The following is an 18,514-nucleotide window of genomic DNA, read 5'->3' as shown; positions in this document are numbered from 1 at the left end:
AATTGTAAGCATAATCGAAAAGCATAGATTTAGTGCCGAAATACAGAAGGTATTTAAATTTGATTATAAATTATTAAAAAGGTTTATTTTTACGCTATTAAAATATTTGATAAAGTAAGATCTATAGATCTTATAATCTTATAAATATCTGAAAAAGACAAGCCCTTAATATAGTTCATGTTACAAAATATAAAAAAAGCACTAGTTCACGATTGGTCTACACAGTATAGAGGAGGAGAAAGATGTATAGAAAGCTTCACGAATATTTGGAATGATTTTGATCATTATACTTTGGTTAATACTCTTAATGATAAGGATTGTGAGAAGATATTTAAGGGTAATAATGTAAAAACATCTTTTATTGAAAAGCTTCCTTTTGGGAAAAGGAAATACCGGACTTATTTACCTTTATTTCCTCTAGCCATAGAACAATTTGATCTTTCAGATTATGAATTAATCATTTCATCTTCTTCTTGTGTAGCAAAAGGAGCATTAACACGTCAGGATCAATTACATATTACGTATATGCATTCTCCGGTAAGATATGCTTGGGATTTGTATCATCAATATTTAAAAGAGAGTGGTCTACAAAAGGGGATAAAAGGTATAATTGCGAAATTTTTTCTTCATAAACTTCGAATTTGGGATATAATTTCCGCTAACAGGCCGAATTTTTACATTGCTAATTCTCAGTATATTGCAAAAAGGATAAAGAAAATATATGGAAAAGATGCTCGGGTAATTTATCCACCAGTAGAGACTAGTGTTTTTGAAATTTCTGATGAAACATCCGATTATTATGTTACTTGCTCTTCTATGGTACCTTATAAAAAAGTAGATTTAATTGTAAAAGCATTTACTAATATTAAAGCCAAGTTAATTGTAATTGGAGATGGGCCGGATTATAAAAAGATAAAAAAATTATGTTCCGGTAATATAGAACTAAAAGGATACCTTGAGGCAAAAGAAAAAAACGAAATACTAAAAAAATCAAAAGCATTTATTTTTGCTGCAGAAGAAGACTTCGGAATTGCACCAGTAGAAGCTCAGGCTTGTGGAGTACCTGTTATTGCATTTGCCAAAGGAGGAGTTTTAGAAACGATTAAAGGAATGTTTGTTTCAGAAGAAAGCACGGTAATGGATTCTACAGGCGTTTTTTATAAAGAGCAAACAGTCAAGTCACTTCAAGAAGCTATTTCTTTTTTTGAAAAACACGAAAATTGTTTTGACAAAGAACTTATAAGAAAACATTCTGAATCATTCAGCAAAGAAAGGTTCGAGAAAGAATTTCAAGAAACTGTTGAAGAACTATATTCTCAGTGGAAAATAGAAAATAATAGTCAATTAGTATGAATACCGGAAGATATTCTAAATATATAAGACCGCTATTATTTGCTATAGATTTATTGATCATATATTTTTTGTCATCTGTTTTTTTGACAAAAAATGTTATTGCTTTAGTGTTTTTTATATTCTTTTGGATAATTTTATCCATTTCTCTCTCCTTTTACAAAGTATATCGTTTTACGAGAATTATAGAGATAATTGCTTTGTTGTCTAAACAGATAATTATATTAATATTGTTAATATTTGCGTATTTGTATATTTCTAAGTCAAATATTCATTGGACAAGTATTTTAGGGTATTTTTTATGGTTATTTCTAGCCTTAAACGTTTGGAGAATATTCTTGTATGAAGTATTTAAAAAATATAGAATTATTACCGGGAGTAACTATCGTAAGGTAATTGTAATAGGCGCTAATGACATAACGAAGAGGTTGGTTAATTTTTTCAACACGATGCCTGGATATGGATATAGGTTTGAAGGTTTTTTTACGGATCAATCCGATAACAAAAAGCTTGGAAGTATTGAGCAAAGTTTCGAATATATTATAGAAAATGAAATAGATGAAGTGTATTGCTCTGTAGACGAATTAGAGGATAATGATTTAAAAAGGTTTATAGAATTCTGTGATATTCATATGAAAAACTTAAAGTTCATACCAGATAACAAAGAATTGTTTTCAAAGAATTTGTACCTTAATTATTATGATTTAACACCGATATTATCATTAAGAGAAATTCCCTTAGATGACCCTATTAAAAGTTGGGGTAAAAGATTTTTCGATTTTGTGTTAGCTTTATTTGTGTTATTAACCATTCTTTCTTGGTTAATACCTATTTTGGGATTAATTATTAAATTAGAAAGTAGAGGGCCTGTTTTTTTTAGTCAAAATAGACCAGGAATAAAAGAAAAAGGCTTCTTTTGTTATAAATTTAGATCTATGCACATGAATTCTAAGTCGGAGGATTCTGCTAGTAGAAATGATCCGCGTATTACAAAAGTAGGTGAGTTTATAAGAAGAACGAGTATTGATGAATTACCTCAGTTTTTGAATGTATTATTTGGTGATATGTCTGTTGTAGGTCCCAGACCTCATCTATGGAAACAAAATGAGCTATATGGGACAAAAATCTCTAAATATATGGTAAGACATTTGGTAAAGCCAGGTATAACAGGTTTAGCTCAGGTTAAAGGTTACAGAGGCGGTATAGAAAGTAATGAAGATATAGTTAATAGAACAAAATATGATATTTTCTATATAGAAAATTGGTCTATACTATTGGATTTATATATAATAGTACAAACTATAGCCAATATTTTTAAAGGAGAAGACAAAGCATATTAATTTGAAAAATACGAAAAGTAATACATGAAGATATCAGTAATAGGTACAGGTTATGTTGGTTTGGTTACGGGAACCTGTTTGGCAGAAACAGGTAATGAAGTTGTTTGTGTTGATATAGATGAACAAAAAGTTCAAAAAATGCGAGACGGTGAAGTGCCAATTTATGAGCCACATTTAGACGTACTATTTGAGAGAAATATTAAGGCAAACAGATTGCGATTTACAACTTCGCTTAAAGAAGGTGTTGATCATGGAGAAATTATTTTTTTGGCCTTACCAACACCTGAAGATGAGGATGGATCTGCAGACCTATCTTATGTTTTAGGGGTTTCTGATGAAATAGGTAAAATTATTTCTGATTATAAAGTTATTGTTGATAAAAGTACAGTACCCGTAGGTACTGCAGAAAAAGTTCATGCTGCTATAGCGATGAATGCCAAGTGTAGTTTTGATGTCGTATCTAATCCAGAATTTTTAAGAGAGGGATTTGCGGTAGATGATTTTTTGAAACCAGAAAGAATTGTGATAGGTTCTTCTTCAGACAGAGCTACTGAACTCATGGAAAAATTGTATAAACCATATGTTAGATCTGGTAACCCGATAATTATAATGGACGAAAAATCTGCAGAACTAACCAAGTATGCAGCGAATTCATTTTTAGCTACTAAAATCACTTTTATGAATGAAATAGCGAATTATTGCGAAAAGGTTGGAGCAGATGTAGATAAGGTTAGAAGAGGGATGGGGACTGATTCCAGAATTGGGAAACGTTTTTTGTTTCCAGGGATTGGGTATGGAGGTTCTTGTTTCCCTAAAGATGTGAAAGCATTACATAAATCTGGGAAGGATGATAATTATGACTTTAAAATTTTAGAATCTGTAATAGAAGTAAATCATTGTCAAAAAGTAGTGTTAATCCCAAAGATTACAAAGTATTTTGGTAATGACGTTGCAGGAAAGACTTTTGCAATTTGGGGACTTGCTTTTAAACCAGAAACAGATGACATTAGAGAAGCGCCTGCACTTGATATAATTGATAGTTTATTAAGTAAAGGAGCTAAGATAAAAGCCTTCGATCCCGAAGCAATTGACAATGTTGCTAAGAAATATGCAGATAAAATAACATTCTCGAGTTCTATGTATGAAGCTTTAGATGGTTCAGATGCATTAATCATCTGTACAGAATGGAGTATTTTTAGAACACCGGATTTTCAAAAAATAAAGAATGATCTTATAAATCCAGTTATTTTTGACGGAAGAAACTTATATGATCTTAGTGATATGGAAAAAGAAGAAATCTCCTATTTTTCTATTGGAAGAAAGGATATAAAATTATAACATGAAGAAAGTTCTAATTACAGGAGCAGCAGGTTTTTTAGGGTCACATCTTTGCGATCGGTTCATTAAAGAAGGCTATCACGTTATCGGGATGGATAACCTGATTACTGGTGACTTAAATAATATTGAACATTTATTTAAATTAAAAAACTTTGAGTTTTATGATCATGATGTTTCAAAGTTTGTTCACATCCCTGGTAGTTTAGATTATATATTACATTTTGCCTCTCCAGCTAGCCCAATTGATTATCTTAAAATTCCAATTCAAACGTTAAAGGTTGGATCTTTAGGAACGCACAATCTTTTAGGTTTAGCAAAAGAAAAAAATGCAAGAATACTGATAGCTTCTACAAGTGAGGTTTACGGAGATCCATTAGTTCATCCACAAACAGAGGATTACTATGGGAATGTAAATACTATTGGACCAAGAGGAGTATATGATGAAGCAAAGCGATTTCAAGAATCTATAACGATGGCCTATCATACATATCATAAAGTAGAAACTAGAATTGTTCGTATTTTTAATACGTATGGTCCAAGAATGAGATTGAATGACGGAAGAGTGGTGCCTGCTTTTATAGGACAAGCATTACGAGGAGAGGATCTTACCGTTTTTGGAGAAGGTTTACAGACTCGTTCTTTTTGTTATGTGGATGATTTAATAGAAGGAATTTATCGATTATTGTTTAGTGATTATGTGTATCCAGTAAATGTTGGTAACCCTAACGAAATTACGATTAAAGACTTTGCTGAAGAGATCATAAAATTAACAGGAACTGATCAAAAAGTAATTTATAAACCACTTCCCGTCAATGATCCTTTGCAAAGGCAGCCTGATATTACAAGAGCTAGAGAAATTTTAGGATGGCAACCAGAAATTGATAGATCAGAAGGGATGAGACGCACTTTAGAATATTTTAAAGGTCTTTCTCAGGAAGAGTTATATAGAAGTGAGCACAAGGATTTTTCATCTTATTCTTGATGTAGGATGCACCATAAAAGAGGAGGATATTCATACTTAATTAGACCAATACTCATTGTAATTGATCTGGCTATTCTTTTATTTTCTTCTTATTACTTTATTAATGATTTAGTTTCAAATCAGCTTTACTTATTCCTATCTATTGTTTGGTTAGTATCTTCATACTTATTGAATTTTTATGAAGTATATCGATTTACCAAAATAATTACGATTGTTTCTTTATTAATCCGGCAAGGGTTACTAATTCTAATTCTTCTATTTGCTTATTTTGGATTACTTAAGATAAATTTCTTTTCAGTAAAGGACACTTTTTATTTTATTTTGATTGTTATTTCTTCTGTAGGAATTATTAAGGTTATTACATATTATGCACTTAGAAGATATCGTTCTTATTTAGGTGGAAATAATAGGAGGGTGATTATAATTGGAAACAATAAAAGTGCACAGCAACTCAAAACCTTTTTTGCGAAAAGAAAAGACCTGGGGTATAAGGTATTAGAAGTTTTCTCAGATGAACTTACAAACAAAATAAAAGATAGTTTTGATTTTTTAGAGAAGGAAGACGTTGATGAAATATATTGCTCAATAGATGAGATTTCTGATGAGGTGGTAAATGAATACGTAAAATATGCTGATCAGAACTATAGTATTCTTAAGTTTATACCGAATTCACAACGTATTTTTTCGAAGCGCCTCCAAACTGATTATTATGAATACTTGCCTGTTTTATCAATTCCAGATGTATCATTAAATAGTGCTACGAATAGAGCAATTAAAAGAGGTTTTGATATTGTTTTTTCTTTATCAGTTATCATCCTTATCCTCTCTTGGTTAATCCCTTTATTATATGTTCTTATAAAAATAGAATCCAAAGGACCATTAATTTATAGTCACAGAAGAAATGGAATCAACTATAAAGAGTTTGTTTGTTATAAATTTAGATCAATGAGAGATGAAAATTTCTCAGATCTTGTTCAAGTTAAGAAAGAGGATCATAGAGTTACTAAAATTGGGCGTTTTATAAGAAGAACGAGTATAGACGAGTTGCCACAATTTTTTAATGTGCTTTTTGGAGATATGTCGGTAGTTGGACCTCGTCCACATATGATTTCATATACGAAAGATTACGGAAAAAGAATTGATAAATATAATTTTGTGTTCCGTCATTCGGTAAAACCTGGAATCACAGGAATGGCTCAAGTAAAAGGATACAGAGGAGAAGTGGAAAATGATGAAGACATTGTTAATCGTATTAAATATGATATTTTTTATATTGAAAATTGGTCGTTATTATTAGATTCAAAAATTATAGTAGACACGATAATTAATCTAATTAAAGGAGAAGAAAAAGCGTATTAACGAGATTTAACCTTGTAATTGAAAGTATATTGAAAATTATGGTTTGAATTAATCCTGAACTTTTAGAATATATCCATTTATATATTGAATAATATAATTTAGATCTCTTAAATTGAAATAAGTGAGAGTAAACAAAAAAATAAACGAGCTTTCCGAAATGTTCTATAAGCATGATGATAATTTGGTGCTCACTATTTTCTGGAATAGCCTTTATATAGCCTTTTTATTGTTGCCTTTAGGGATTAATCTTCCAACTCCATTTTTTGTGATTTCCATTATTCTTGGTTTGATCAATTTTTTTAAATCAAGGAAAAAGTTCGATTTAGAGAACAAAATAGTGCTACTGTTTCCATTGTATTTTATAATAATGTCCTTTAGTCTTTTCTATACAGATAATATTCCCGACGGATTGAACATATTACAGCGATCATTATCATTATTTTTATTTCCTTTAATATTTCTTTTTGTTAAAGAAGACGCGTCCACGGTAAGAAAGTTATTCGATTTCTTACTTCTTGGATTAGTTATCTCATTTTTCATAAATTTTTCAATAGCTATTTATAACTCAGCATCCATTATTAAAGGGGGATTTTCATTTGAAATTTCAATGGACGATTTTACCGCATTTCTAGATGTATTTGTTCATGGATGGAATTACTTTGTTGGAGATGAGTTTTCTAAACTAATCAACCCTAGTTATCTTTCACTTTATATTTTATTAGTGTTAAGTTATTACCTAAAAAACAGATTGGATACAGGACTACGGACGTTTATCGTTGTTCTTTTATTTCTTTATTTGTTTTTATTAGCATCGATAGCAGCTTATATGATATTAGTAATAATGTCAATATTGCTAACCTTTAACATTAAGGATAAGAACAGAAAACATACGATGCTGATCATGCTTCTTTTGGGACTAATCGTTTTTCTTAATAATCCTCGAGTTTTTGATTTTTATTCGAAAGTCAAAGATTTTGGGAATATTATTGAATATGATAATTCTACCTCAGAAAAAGCAAGGTTCTTGTCATGGGAGGCCAGTGTTGAGTTAATTAAAGAAGCACCATTATTAGGATATGGAATTGGAGATGCAAATGATGTTTTGATCGAAAAATATGAAGAATTAGGATATACTTACAATTATGAAAATAAGTATAATGCACACAATCAATTTCTTCAGACATTTCTTCAGACAGGAGTTATAGGATTTGGAGTTTTAGTTATTATTTTTATTTTGTTGGCAACACATATGAAAAGAAGTAAAAATGAATTTTCCGTTTTCTTAATTCTTTTTGTATCGCTAATCTTTGAATCCATGTTGGTAAGATTTAATGGAATTGTATTCTTCTCTATTGTTATTCCATTATTACTTAAAAAGAGAAGTATTTTAAGTAGTAGGGTCATACGAAATGTTTCTGTGCCGTAAGTGATATTAAATTAAACGAAATAGGCATCAAAATTATTAGTAAGAAAAGGGGTAAAGAACTATTTTTGAATGCTTAAAAATTAGCCATTAAACAACCATTAAAAAATGAACATTTTAGTATTAGGATCTGGAGGAAGAGAGCACACATTCGCGTTTAAGATTGCTCAAAGTAATTTATGTGAAAAATTATTTGTTGCACCTGGAAACGCAGGCACTGCAAATATTGCTAATAACGTGGCGCTATCAGTGACAGATTTTACTGCCATAAAAGAACTAGTATTAAAGGAAAATATAGAAATGGTTGTCGTGGGTCCAGAGGATCCTTTAGTACAAGGAATAACCGATTTCTTTGCGGAAGACAATGACCTAAAAAGTATATCAGTTATCGGCCCATCAAAAGAAGGAGCTAGATTAGAAGGTAGTAAAGAATATGCTAAGGAATTTTTGATTAGACATAACATCCCTACTGCGGCATACCAAAGTTTCACAGAAAATACTGTTACCGAAGGAAAGAAATTTCTAGAAACATTGAATGCACCCTATGTATTAAAAGCAGATGGTCTTGCTGCAGGAAAAGGTGTACTTATCCTTCAGGATATCGAAGAAGCTAAAACAGAGCTTGAGAATATGCTTACTAATAAGAAGTTCGGAGCTGCCAGCGAAAAAGTAGTCATTGAAGAGTTTCTGGATGGAATCGAATTAAGTGTTTTTGTACTGACTGATGGTAAAAATTATATAACCCTGCCAACAGCAAAAGACTATAAACGTATTGGAGAAGGAGATACCGGTTTAAACACTGGAGGGATGGGTGCAATATCACCAGTTCCGTTTGCGGATGAAGCTTTTATGAGTAAGATTGAAGAACAAATTATTAAACCCACAGTAGAGGGTCTTGCGAAAGAAAAAATCGATTATAGAGGATTTATTTTTATAGGATTGATTAAAGTAGGAGATGATCCTAAGGTGATAGAATACAATGTACGAATGGGAGATCCAGAAACAGAAGCTGTTTTGCCAAGAGTAAAAACGGATTTAGTATCTTTATTTAAACATGTGTCTAATCAAACGTTGGATCAAATAGCTGTTGAAATAGACCCTAGAAGTGCCGCGACCGTAATGACCGTTTCAGGAGGGTACCCTGAAGCATACGAAAAAGGGAAAGAAATCAAAGGAATAGATCAAATATCAGATTCTATAGTTTTCCATGCGGGAACTAAATTAAACGAAAATAAAGTGGTCACTAATGGAGGACGCGTTATCGCGGTGACTTCTTTTGATGACGATTTTAGAGAGGCATTAAAAAAGTCCTATTATAATATAGAGAAGTTACATTTTGATGAAATGTACTACCGAAAAGATCTTGGTTTTGATTTATAGTCATATCAATAAAAGGAAGTAAAAAAAAGCTCAGTGTAACTAAACACTGAGCTTTTTTAATAAATATATTTCCTATTTCTTTATGGTTTTAAAAACGAATGAGCTTTTGGATCTCTGTTTTCTTCATTATTGTCATTAAATTTTTTCAACTCCTTCATCCAATAGAAAAAAGCTACAAAACCGATACCCATAAATAACCAGTTAACAATATTAGCAGCACCCCAACTTTCTAACTCTAAAGCTCTAAGAGCGTCCATAGGAGCAAAAAGTACGTCTACAAATAGAGATGCAATAGCTTCAAAAAAATCTTTCATAATACGATCTTCATTTTCATTATAAAAAGTTTTTGTTTAACTTTTTATAAATTAGTTATATTATAATTAAAAACAATGATATATTGTTTGATGCAAAAATATAAAAAATAGTAGTGTTATCTAACTTTTTTAGTAAATCAAAACCGATTAATTTTATAATCGTCGCTTTATATATGTTTGTGCTTTATACAATCGCATATTATAAAAAAAGTTTTACTTTAGATTATAGTACTCTTCTTATGTTTTTAGGTGGATTTATAGCATACGTTTTAACAATGCTTATTGTAAACTTAATAACCCAGAAGAATGATCTAACTCAGAAAAGCACAAATACAATAATGCTATTTGTTTTTCTTACCACTATACTGGCTAATTCTCTAACCAGTGCTGCTATGTTACTATCAAATCTATTTGTGATTTTAGGAATGAGAAGTGTGTTAAGTTTAAGAAATGGTAAGTATGTTAAATCCCGTATTCTTGATGCATCTCTATGTATTGGAGTCGCTTCGTTAGCATATTTTTGGAGTATAGGTTTCATTGTCATTGTGTTTTTTGGGATTTTTTATTTCGAACCAAAAAATTATAGAAACTGGATTATTCCTATTATTGGGTTATTGATTGTATATATCATATCCAATTGTTTTACTTTACTGTTGTATGATTCGTTCTTTGTAATTGCAGAATATATAGAACCAATATCATTTTCTTTTGAAGGATATGCCTACAAAGAAGGTGTTTTTTCTATTGGAGTTTTAACTATTTGTACATTGTTTTTCTTCACGATATATTTGATAAAGTTTAATAGAAAACCTACAAAATCAAAACCTTTTCTAAAGCTAATTATTTCACAGTTATTGGTTGCATTGGCTTTGGTAATGATCGTTCCAGAGAAAGATACTTCAGAAATGATTTTTATAGCATGTCCTTTGGCAATTATAGGAACAACCTATTTAGAAATGGATCATGGTAAGTTTCTACAAGAAATTAATTTTTGGGTATTTCTTTTATTGCCATTTATGATTTTGCTATTTTGAAAACTCCTTATTTAGAAACAATAGAATCAGAACTTTAATATAGGTTGTCTTCTAAATAGGTATGGTATAGAATTCAAAATGACGTATGGGATAGTTATAGTGTTTTCCTAAAGGTTTTAAAAAGTCATTAGAGTATGCTCATAATCATCCTAAAGAGCTTATTAACTGTTTTTATAATAATCAAAGCCAACAACAGAGAAATAGCTTAGAAAACAAAATGTTTGTTGTTGTGTATGTAAGTAGTGGGGAACATTGGAAGTTAAAAGCACAAATTTCTTGGCTTAAGGATATTATCTCGACATATGTTGCTACATTTGACGACTCAAAATTATTTAGATTACAACTCTATAAAATTACAAAGGCAGGGTTAATATGGGCTATAAAATAAAATGATATTGGTTGTGTAGGAAATGAATTATATAGGATCAAAATATAAACTCTCTGATTTTATTAAAACTTCTGTTAAGGAAACAGTTGGTGGAACACTTAAAAGCAAAGTGTTTTGTGATCTTTTTGCAGGAACTGGTATTGTAGGAAGAAGTTTTAAAACCTCTGTAAAAAAAGTGATGTCTAATGATTTAGAATATTATAGTTACGTCTTAAATCGAAATTATATAGGTAACTATCTACCGATAGAAGCTTCAGAATATATTACTGAATTAAATGCGATAAAAGGAAAAGAGGGGTTCGTTTATAAAAATTACTGTAACGGTGGAGCATCTGAACGTTTGTATTTTAGTAATGATAATGGCCGTAAAATAGATGCAGCGAGAATACAGATTGCAAACTGGAAGGAATCTGGAGAAGTTAATAAAGATGTCTATTATTTTTTACTATCATCACTCTTAGAAAGTGCCGATAAAGTTGCCAATACAGCTTCGGTATATGGTGCATATCTAAAAGAATTAAAGAAAACTGCACAAAAAAAAATAGAGATTATTTCGGCTAATTTCGAAATCACGGAAAATCAACATGAAGTTTACAATCAGGATAGTAATACTTTGATTAAGAATATAGAAGGAGATATTTTGTATCTCGATCCACCATATAATGCCAGGCAATATGGAGCCAATTATCATATGCTAAATACTATTGCAAAATATGATACCTTTGTACCTGCCGGAAAAACAGGTTTACGACCTTATGAAAGATCGAATTATTGTAAAAAAGGTGAAGTAGCATTAGTTTTTGAAGAGTTAATCAGAAATGCAAAATTCAACTACATTTTTCTTAGTTATAATAATGAAGGATTAATGCCAGAAAAAGAAATAAGGCGAATTATGAAGCGTTATGGAAGATATGATTTGGTAACTACTGCATATCAAAGATTTAAAGCAGATAAAACTGAAAACAGAAATCATAAGGCTACAAGAACTACAGAATATTTACACATCTTAGAAAAATAAAAGCAATGTTTACAGATAAAGCAAACAAGATTTTTAAAGAAGTTATAGACAGGTATCACGTGATAGATCGCGTAGATCAGGAGTTTTCTAATCCATACGATAGTAAATCACAGCAGATAGAACATTTATTATATCGTAAATGTTGGATTGACACGGTACAATGGCATTATGAAGACATTATTCGTGATCCACAAATTGATCCAGTAGCGGCATTAACACTAAAAAGACAGATTGATGCATCCAATCAGGATCGCACAGATATGGTGGAATACATAGATAGTTACTTTTTAGAAACATATAAGGATGTTGTCCCTAAAGAAGATGCAACAATAAATACAGAAAGTCCTGCTTGGGGAGTAGATAGATTATCAATATTAGCGTTGAAAGTGTATCATATGCAGGAAGAAACAATTAGAGAAGGTGCATCAGACACACATAAAGCTGCTTGTCAAAAGAAATATAATGTTTTACTAGAACAACAAGTAGATCTTTCTACTGCAATAGATACCTTGTTAACGGATATAGAGAAAGGTGATAAATACATGAAAGTCTATAAGCAGATGAAAATGTATAACGATGATGAGTTAAATCCAGTTTTGAGAGGAGAGAAATAAGAATATTTTTTGAGTAAGAGCAAAAACATAGTAAAAAATAACAAAGCCCTTTCTGAGGGCTTTGATGCTCATATTTTGGTCATTCGATTATCTGCAATGGGAGATGTGGCCATGACTGCACCGATATTGCGAACTTTTAGAGCGCAATATCCTAATGTTAAAATAACCGTGCTTACAAGAAAATTCTTCGAGCCTATATTTTCGGGTATTGATAATTTAGAAATTTACCACGCAGATGTAGAAGGAAAACATAAAGGTTTTTTTGGGTTGTCAAAACTGTCAAAGGAATTAAGAGGACTCGGTATAACAGCAGTTGCTGATTTGCATAATGTATTGCGATCAAATATACTTAAGAAATTTTTCACACTCCGAGGAATTAAAGTAATACAAATTGACAAAGGAAGAGCAGAGAAAAAAGCATTAACTAGATCAATAAATAAAGAGTTCAAACAATTAAAAAAGACACATCAGCGATACGCAGATGTTTTTGATATTTTAGGATATCCTATTGATTTAGAAAAGCATTCTTTTCCCCAAAAAACGCCTTTAACTCCAGAAATCCTTAAACTAACTAATAACTCTACAAAAAAATGGTTAGGAATTGCACCTTTTGCTCAATATGAGAGCAAGGTGTATCCTTTAGAACTAATGGTTGAGGTTATTGAACAACTTGATAAAGAAGGTACTTACGAGATACTTCTTTTTGGTGGTGGAAAAAAAGAAATTGGTATTCTCAATAATATTGATAGCAAATATAAAAACGTAATCAATGTTGCAGGTAAGTTATCCTTTGAAGACGAACTAAAACTCATCGGGAATCTTGATACAATGTTATCTATGGATAGCGGAAATGCGCATTTAGCAGCTATGTACGGAGTGCCTACAATAACACTTTGGGGAGTTACGCATCCTTTTGCCGGTTTTATGCCTTTTGGACAGCCTATGGAGCGTGCTATTTTACCTAATCTGGCAAAATACGATCAGATTCCTACTTCAATCTACGGAAACAAAGTACCAGAAGGGTACGAAAAGGTAATGCATACGATCAAACCGGAAACTGTGATTGAGGCTATTTACAATCTATAGAATAAAGCTATTAGCGCTTTAAAAATGAAAAACTATTTTAAATATTTATTGCTTTAACTCTTGTATTATTTGGATGTAAAGAAGATACAGTAAATGGTGTGGTTATTGGGCACACATTGTTTATTCATCAGACCCTTAAGGAATACAGAGAGCTTAAAAAACTGATAATAAAATCTTTAAATAAAGATGAAAACGCCATCATCGATTTGAAGGATTTTTGGTGTGGCGGTGGTGCAGGCTGTTATGATTTAGGGTATATAATTACTCAGATCATATATAGGTTAGGAGAGGATTATTTTGTAGAATTAATGTCTAACCAGTGTGAAGATGAATTAAAAGGTTTAGAAGTATTAATCTATGCTGGACTTGAGTATGGAGATAATAATTATGACGGTAAAGCGGATAATAATAGATTAGAAAATGAATTCCCAAAACTTTTTGATTCACTAAAAAGGTAATTATTATTGATTTAGTGCTAACTATTTTGTTTTTTCACTAACCACTAACCACTAACCACTAACCACTAACCACTAACCACTAACCACTAACCACTAACCACTAACCACTAACCACTAAATCATACATCATCAAAATCGACCTTTATCTTAGATGAAGTGGGATGCGCTTGACAAGCTAGTACCAGACCTTCAGCAAGTTCACCATCGGTAAGAATACTGTTTTTTTCCATTACTGCCGTACCTTCAGTGATTTTACAAATACAAGAACTACAAACACCGCCTTGGCAAGAATATGGAGCGTCGATATCTTCCTCTAATGCAGCATCAAGAATGGTTTTTTTCTGATCCATCACAAAAGAAGTTTCTTCATCATCAACTAGTATAGTAATATTTGTTTTTCCTTCTAAATCTGCGTCGATTTCAGTTGCTTCTGCACTGCTAGTAAAAAGTTCGAAATGTACTTCTTCTTTTGAAATACCATTTTCTAATAAGACATCAGTAACCGTATTAATCATTTCTTCTGGTCCGCAAAGGTAGAAGGCCTCAAAAGTCGTGTCCTTAAACTTATTTTTGGTGATATAATTAATGGTAGACTTCTCTATTCTACCAAAACGTGCTCCGTCTTCTTGACTTCTACTATAGAAAAACTCTATAAACAATCTTTCCGGATGTTGCGCTTGTAAAGAAAGAAGCTCTTTAAAAAAGATAGTTTCCGTCGGAGTTTGATTTCCGTATACTAAAACAAATTTACTATTAGGTTCTTCCTCGAGTACGGTTTTGATCATACTCATTACTGGAGTAATACCACTTCCGGCAACAAATGCAGCATAAGTGTTGTTTGCAGTTGTATTTGATTTTAATAAAAAACTTCCTTCTGGAGTATGAACATCTAGAGTATCACCTACTTTTAGTTTATTATTAGCGATTGCTGAGAATGTACCACCCTCGATTTCTTTTACTGCTACACGAAGAGATTCACTGTTTGATGCAGAACAAATAGAGTACGCTCTTCTTATTTCTTTACCATCAACTTCTGTTTTAATGGTTATATACTGCCCAGCAGTGAAAGAGTAATCCTTCTTTAATTCCGAAGGAACTTCAAAAGCTATAGAAACTGCTTTGGGAGTTTCTCTTGTAATGTTTTTTATAGTAAGTGTATGAAAATCTGACATAGCAATATGATAAACTTTAAGCTGAATACTTGATTTTTAAGTTTTCAGAAGAAATTATTAAAATCCCATCATCCTTTGTGGATCAATAATTTTTTTGCAAAAATAACAAAGTTAACCGCTTTGAAGAAGATTAAATCACGATAATTAAGAGCTTAACGAAATTTTTTTGTAACAAAATCTATTTTTTGATTACTAAATAGTATAAGAAGTTTTTCCTAACTTCTTTTAAAACTATCACAACTATGTTTAAACACTTTATTTCATTACAGTGGAAATCCTTTTGGAGATCTGCATCTGCTTCCTCAGGAGTTTGGATGAAAATTTTTATGGGATTTTGGGCGGTCTATTTCATTTTAATGATGATGGGAGGAAGTTTTATTGCTTATAAATATATCAATAAAGAATTATGCCTAGATCCATTAGAAGTAGTTAGTAGGTTTTTAATCTATTGGTGGGCGTTTGATCTTATCTTTAGATATGCCTTACAAAAAATGCCTATAATCAATATAACACCTTTATTGATTTTACCTTTTACTAAAAACAAAATTGTTTCTTTTGCCTTGGGTAAAACGATGTTATCGTTTTTTAATATCATACATGCGTTCTTTTTTGTTCCATTTTCTGTGCTATTAATCACGGAAGGAAACGCCTCACTACTAAACATACTACTATGGAATATCGGGTTAATTGGATTAGTATACGCAAACAATTTCCTGAATATTTTATTGAACAATAAGGATAGTCTTATTTATGGGGTAGGAGGAGTTATGGCTGTTTTAGGAGGGTTGCATTATTTCGGATATTTTGACATTACGCAGTATACCGCTCCATTTTTTCAAGGGTTATACGAGTCTCAGTTTTTATTTGTAGTGCCTATAGTAGCTGCAGTAGGGTTTTATATCATTGCTTTTAAATCCTTTGTAAAGGATTTGTATCTGGATGCTGGATTAGCTACTAAATCTAAAACGGCAAAAACGGAGAATTTAGAATGGTTAGATCGATTTGGTAAAACTGCAGTATTTCTAAAAAATGATATTAAATTAATTAAAAGAAATAAAAGGGCTAAAACTACAGTATTAGTGAGTGCATTATTTCTGTTTTATGGTTTATTATTTTTTACTGGTGCTGTTGAAGCCTATGAAGGCCCGGTATGGAAAATATTTGCAGGGATTTTTGTATCTGGAGGTTTCTTAATGAGTTTTGGACAATTTGTACCAAGCTGGGATAGTTCTTATTATCCCTTGATGATGAGTCAAAATATCAAATATCGAGAATATCTGTCTTCTAAATGGTGGCTGATGGTCATAGCAACTTTTATATCTACGATATTGGCATCTGGATATTTATATTTTGGATGGGAAGCTTATTTAGCTGTAATTGTTGGAGCTGTTTATAATATGGGAATGAATTCTCACGTCGTTTTATGGGCTGGAGCATATGTAAAAACTCCAATTGATCTTACTAGTAATAAAAAGGCATTTGGAGATAAACAATCTTTTAATATAAAGACATTAATGCTGTCATTACCAAAATTAGCATTGCCAATGATACTTTATGCAATCGGGCATTATGCATACAGTCCGTATGCAGGATATGCATTGGTAGCATTAGCAGGAATTGCAGGTTTTGCATTCAGAAATATGGTTTTTGATAAAATCGAAAGAATTTATAGAACAGAGAAGTACAAAACGATCTGGGCATACAAACAAAAAAAATAAGAAGATGATAGGAATACATAATATTACGAAGACATATGCGGGGAATACAGTGTTGAATATCGAGCACTTAGAAATACCAAAGGGAGATAGTTTCGGATTGGTTGGAAACAACGGAGCGGGGAAGACAACATTGTTTAGTGCTTTATTGGATTTAATTAGACCAACTACAGGTTATATAGAGAATAGTGGGATCAAAGTAAGTGAAAGCGAAGATTGGAAAGCTATAACTTCTGCTTTTATTGATGAAACATTCTTGATCGGATATCTTACTGCAGAAGAGTATTTTTATTTCATAGGAGAACTTCGTGGTCAGAATAAAGCAGATGTAGATGCATTGCTTGCCGGGTTTGAGGATTTCTTTCACGGAGAAATTTTAGGGCAAAAAAAATACTTAAGAGATCTCTCTAAAGGAAATCAAAAGAAAGCAGGAATAGTAGCAGCATTAATTGGTAATCCAGAAGTAATTATTCTAGATGAACCGTTTGCGAACTTAGATCCGACAACTCAGATTAGACTAAAAAAGATAATCAAAGAACTAGCTGCGGATCCTAATGTGACGGTTTTGGTTTCTAGTCATGATTTAATGCATGTTACAGAAGTATGTGAACGTATAGTAGTATTAGATAAAGGAGAAGTAGTCAAAGATCTTGTTACATCAGAAGAGACATTAAAAGAACTAGAGGAGCATTTTAATAAGTAACCAAGAGGGTTTAGAATTTTTTTACAATAAATCCTGCTCCCGTAATAAAAACACCAAATAAAAGTAGTGCTAATGTAAGTCCATATTTTTCTATGAAGTCATCTAAATAGACTTCATTAACTGCTGGAAAACCTTTGTGTATGTAAACAGAAACTTGTTCGTCAATGGCAAAGTCCTTAGAGGACGAAGAAGTTTTTGTTTTGCGCTCATAAATCTTATTCCTAAAGGTAAATTGCATTACGAGCTTATACATAGTTTGCATAATTTTTCCATTATCACTATTTGTAACTGAAACATGGGATTCGTATCTGATTATAGTAGCACTTGTTTTTTCAGTTTTGGTTAAAGAATTTAAGGTTTTACCAAGATCATATATTCCTCCGACCAGTAAACAAAGTCCAATAAAAAGCAATAAATAATACATAATTGCAGAAATATTAGATGTTTTAGTAATTAATGAATCTTTGACTTCTCTTTTAAAATTTGGACTTGTTTCAATGTTAATAACCTTTAATCCCGGATTGGCGATTATTTTTTTAACAATCTTATTTGCATCACGCAGCGACACTTGGTAGGTGTTTAGAATGTATTTTACTGCTTCCAGTTTCTTATTGGAATTCAAAAAATTCTTTATGGTTTCAATATCTTTTGTAGGAATTTCGATAATTCTCATGATTTTCAGATTAATTAAGAACCAATCACGAAGATCTATAAATCTAAATAGTAGTAATACACTGTATCCGGTGATTTTTTGTTTATTATGTTAGAAGGACAAAACAAATCGAAAGATGTTCTTCTTTCTGAAAGGCAAATTGTTAACAACTTTGGAAGATATAATAA

17 protein-coding genes are annotated in these 18,514 nt (G+C 31.4%); 14 read left to right on the top strand and 3 right to left on the bottom strand.

All coding sequences use genetic code 11. The features are described from left to right. Positions 1-177: 177 nt before the first annotated feature. The 7 genes from Q0921_RS17205 (at position 178) to purD (ending at position 9,172) form a co-directional block, all read left to right on the top strand. Positions 178-1,353: a glycosyltransferase family 4 protein gene (locus Q0921_RS17205; RefSeq protein ID WP_299259038.1), complete on the top strand. Its 1,176-nt coding sequence runs from the start codon at positions 178-180 to the stop codon at positions 1,351-1,353. Then, on the top strand, positions 1,350-2,690 hold the full coding sequence (locus Q0921_RS17200) for an undecaprenyl-phosphate glucose phosphotransferase (RefSeq protein WP_299259036.1): 1,341 nt from the start codon (positions 1,350-1,352) through the stop codon (positions 2,688-2,690). Before Q0921_RS17205 ends, Q0921_RS17200 begins: the two co-directional genes overlap by 4 nt. 24 nt (positions 2,691-2,714) lie before the next feature. Further along, positions 2,715-4,028 carry a UDP-glucose/GDP-mannose dehydrogenase family protein gene (locus tag Q0921_RS17195; RefSeq protein ID WP_299259034.1) on the top strand — a complete coding sequence of 438 codons (1,314 nt, stop codon included), beginning with the start codon at positions 2,715-2,717 and terminating at the stop codon, positions 4,026-4,028. A 1-nt stretch (position 4,029) separates the two neighbouring features. Further along, a complete protein-coding gene (locus tag Q0921_RS17190; protein WP_299259032.1) occupies positions 4,030-5,010 on the top strand; it encodes a UDP-glucuronic acid decarboxylase family protein in 981 nt (326 codons plus the stop codon). 6 nt (positions 5,011-5,016) lie between these two features. After that, entirely contained in the window at positions 5,017-6,369 is a 1,353-nt protein-coding gene (locus Q0921_RS17185; protein WP_299259030.1) for an exopolysaccharide biosynthesis polyprenyl glycosylphosphotransferase, read from the top strand. A gap of 121 nt (positions 6,370-6,490) precedes the next feature. Continuing rightward, positions 6,491-7,795, top strand: coding sequence for an O-antigen ligase family protein (locus Q0921_RS17180; RefSeq protein ID WP_299259028.1), 1,305 nt, complete (start codon positions 6,491-6,493; stop codon positions 7,793-7,795). Between the two features lie 105 nt (positions 7,796-7,900). Continuing rightward, the gene (purD, locus tag Q0921_RS17175) at positions 7,901-9,172 is read left to right on the top strand and encodes a phosphoribosylamine--glycine ligase (protein WP_299259026.1); all 1,272 of its coding nucleotides are present in this window, start codon (positions 7,901-7,903) and stop codon (positions 9,170-9,172) included. A gap of 80 nt (positions 9,173-9,252) precedes the next feature. On the opposite strand, the gene Q0921_RS17170 is transcribed toward purD, so the two are convergent. Beyond that, on the bottom strand, positions 9,253-9,486 hold the full coding sequence (locus tag Q0921_RS17170) for a uracil phosphoribosyltransferase (RefSeq protein ID WP_299259025.1): 234 nt from the start codon (positions 9,484-9,486) through the stop codon (positions 9,253-9,255). A gap of 113 nt (positions 9,487-9,599) precedes the next feature. On the opposite strand from Q0921_RS17170, the gene Q0921_RS17165 reads away from it, so the two are divergent. The 5 genes from Q0921_RS17165 to Q0921_RS17145 all read left to right on the top strand — a co-directional run bounded on the left by Q0921_RS17165 (position 9,600) and on the right by Q0921_RS17145 (position 14,084). Next, positions 9,600-10,520: a DUF6427 family protein gene (locus Q0921_RS17165; RefSeq protein ID WP_299259024.1), complete on the top strand. Its 921-nt coding sequence runs from the start codon at positions 9,600-9,602 to the stop codon at positions 10,518-10,520. A 410-nt stretch (positions 10,521-10,930) separates the two neighbouring features. Further along, a complete protein-coding gene (locus Q0921_RS17160) occupies positions 10,931-11,926 on the top strand; it encodes a DNA adenine methylase (protein WP_299259022.1) in 996 nt (331 codons plus the stop codon). A 5-nt stretch (positions 11,927-11,931) separates the two neighbouring features. Beyond that, positions 11,932-12,540 carry a DUF4254 domain-containing protein gene (locus Q0921_RS17155; protein ID WP_299259021.1) on the top strand — a complete coding sequence of 203 codons (609 nt, stop codon included), beginning with the start codon at positions 11,932-11,934 and terminating at the stop codon, positions 12,538-12,540. Positions 12,541-12,549: 9 nt separating this feature from the next. Further along, entirely contained in the window at positions 12,550-13,626 is a 1,077-nt protein-coding gene (locus tag Q0921_RS17150) for a glycosyltransferase family 9 protein (RefSeq protein ID WP_367183347.1), read from the top strand. A gap of 206 nt (positions 13,627-13,832) precedes the next feature. Next, entirely contained in the window at positions 13,833-14,084 is a 252-nt protein-coding gene (locus tag Q0921_RS17145; RefSeq protein ID WP_299259019.1) for a hypothetical protein, read from the top strand. A 119-nt stretch (positions 14,085-14,203) separates the two neighbouring features. Here the strand turns inward: Q0921_RS17145 and Q0921_RS17140 are convergent, their stop codons facing one another. Continuing rightward, complete coding sequence (locus Q0921_RS17140) at positions 14,204-15,256, bottom strand: ferredoxin--NADP reductase (protein ID WP_299259017.1); 1,053 nt, start codon at positions 15,254-15,256, stop codon at positions 14,204-14,206. 242 nt (positions 15,257-15,498) lie between these two features. Here Q0921_RS17140 and Q0921_RS17135 point away from each other — a divergent pair, with 242 nt between their 5' ends. Together Q0921_RS17135 and Q0921_RS17130 are read left to right on the top strand one after the other, a co-directional pair. Continuing rightward, positions 15,499-16,974 carry a DUF5687 family protein gene (locus Q0921_RS17135; RefSeq protein ID WP_299259015.1) on the top strand — a complete coding sequence of 492 codons (1,476 nt, stop codon included), beginning with the start codon at positions 15,499-15,501 and terminating at the stop codon, positions 16,972-16,974. 4 nt (positions 16,975-16,978) lie between these two features. Then, complete coding sequence (locus Q0921_RS17130; protein WP_299259013.1) at positions 16,979-17,674, top strand: ABC transporter ATP-binding protein; 696 nt, start codon at positions 16,979-16,981, stop codon at positions 17,672-17,674. A gap of 10 nt (positions 17,675-17,684) precedes the next feature. Here the strand turns inward: Q0921_RS17130 and Q0921_RS17125 are convergent, their stop codons facing one another. Further along, on the bottom strand, positions 17,685-18,347 hold the full coding sequence (locus Q0921_RS17125) for a hypothetical protein (protein ID WP_299259011.1): 663 nt from the start codon (positions 18,345-18,347) through the stop codon (positions 17,685-17,687). Positions 18,348-18,514: the final 167 nt, after the last annotated feature.

Origin of the sequence: uncultured Aquimarina sp., assembly GCF_947496855.1 — a bacterium.
Classification (GTDB): Bacteria; Bacteroidota; Bacteroidia; order Flavobacteriales; family Flavobacteriaceae; genus Aquimarina.
Note: the sequence above shows the minus strand (reverse complement) of the source record. Positions and strands in the feature narration are given on the sequence as shown.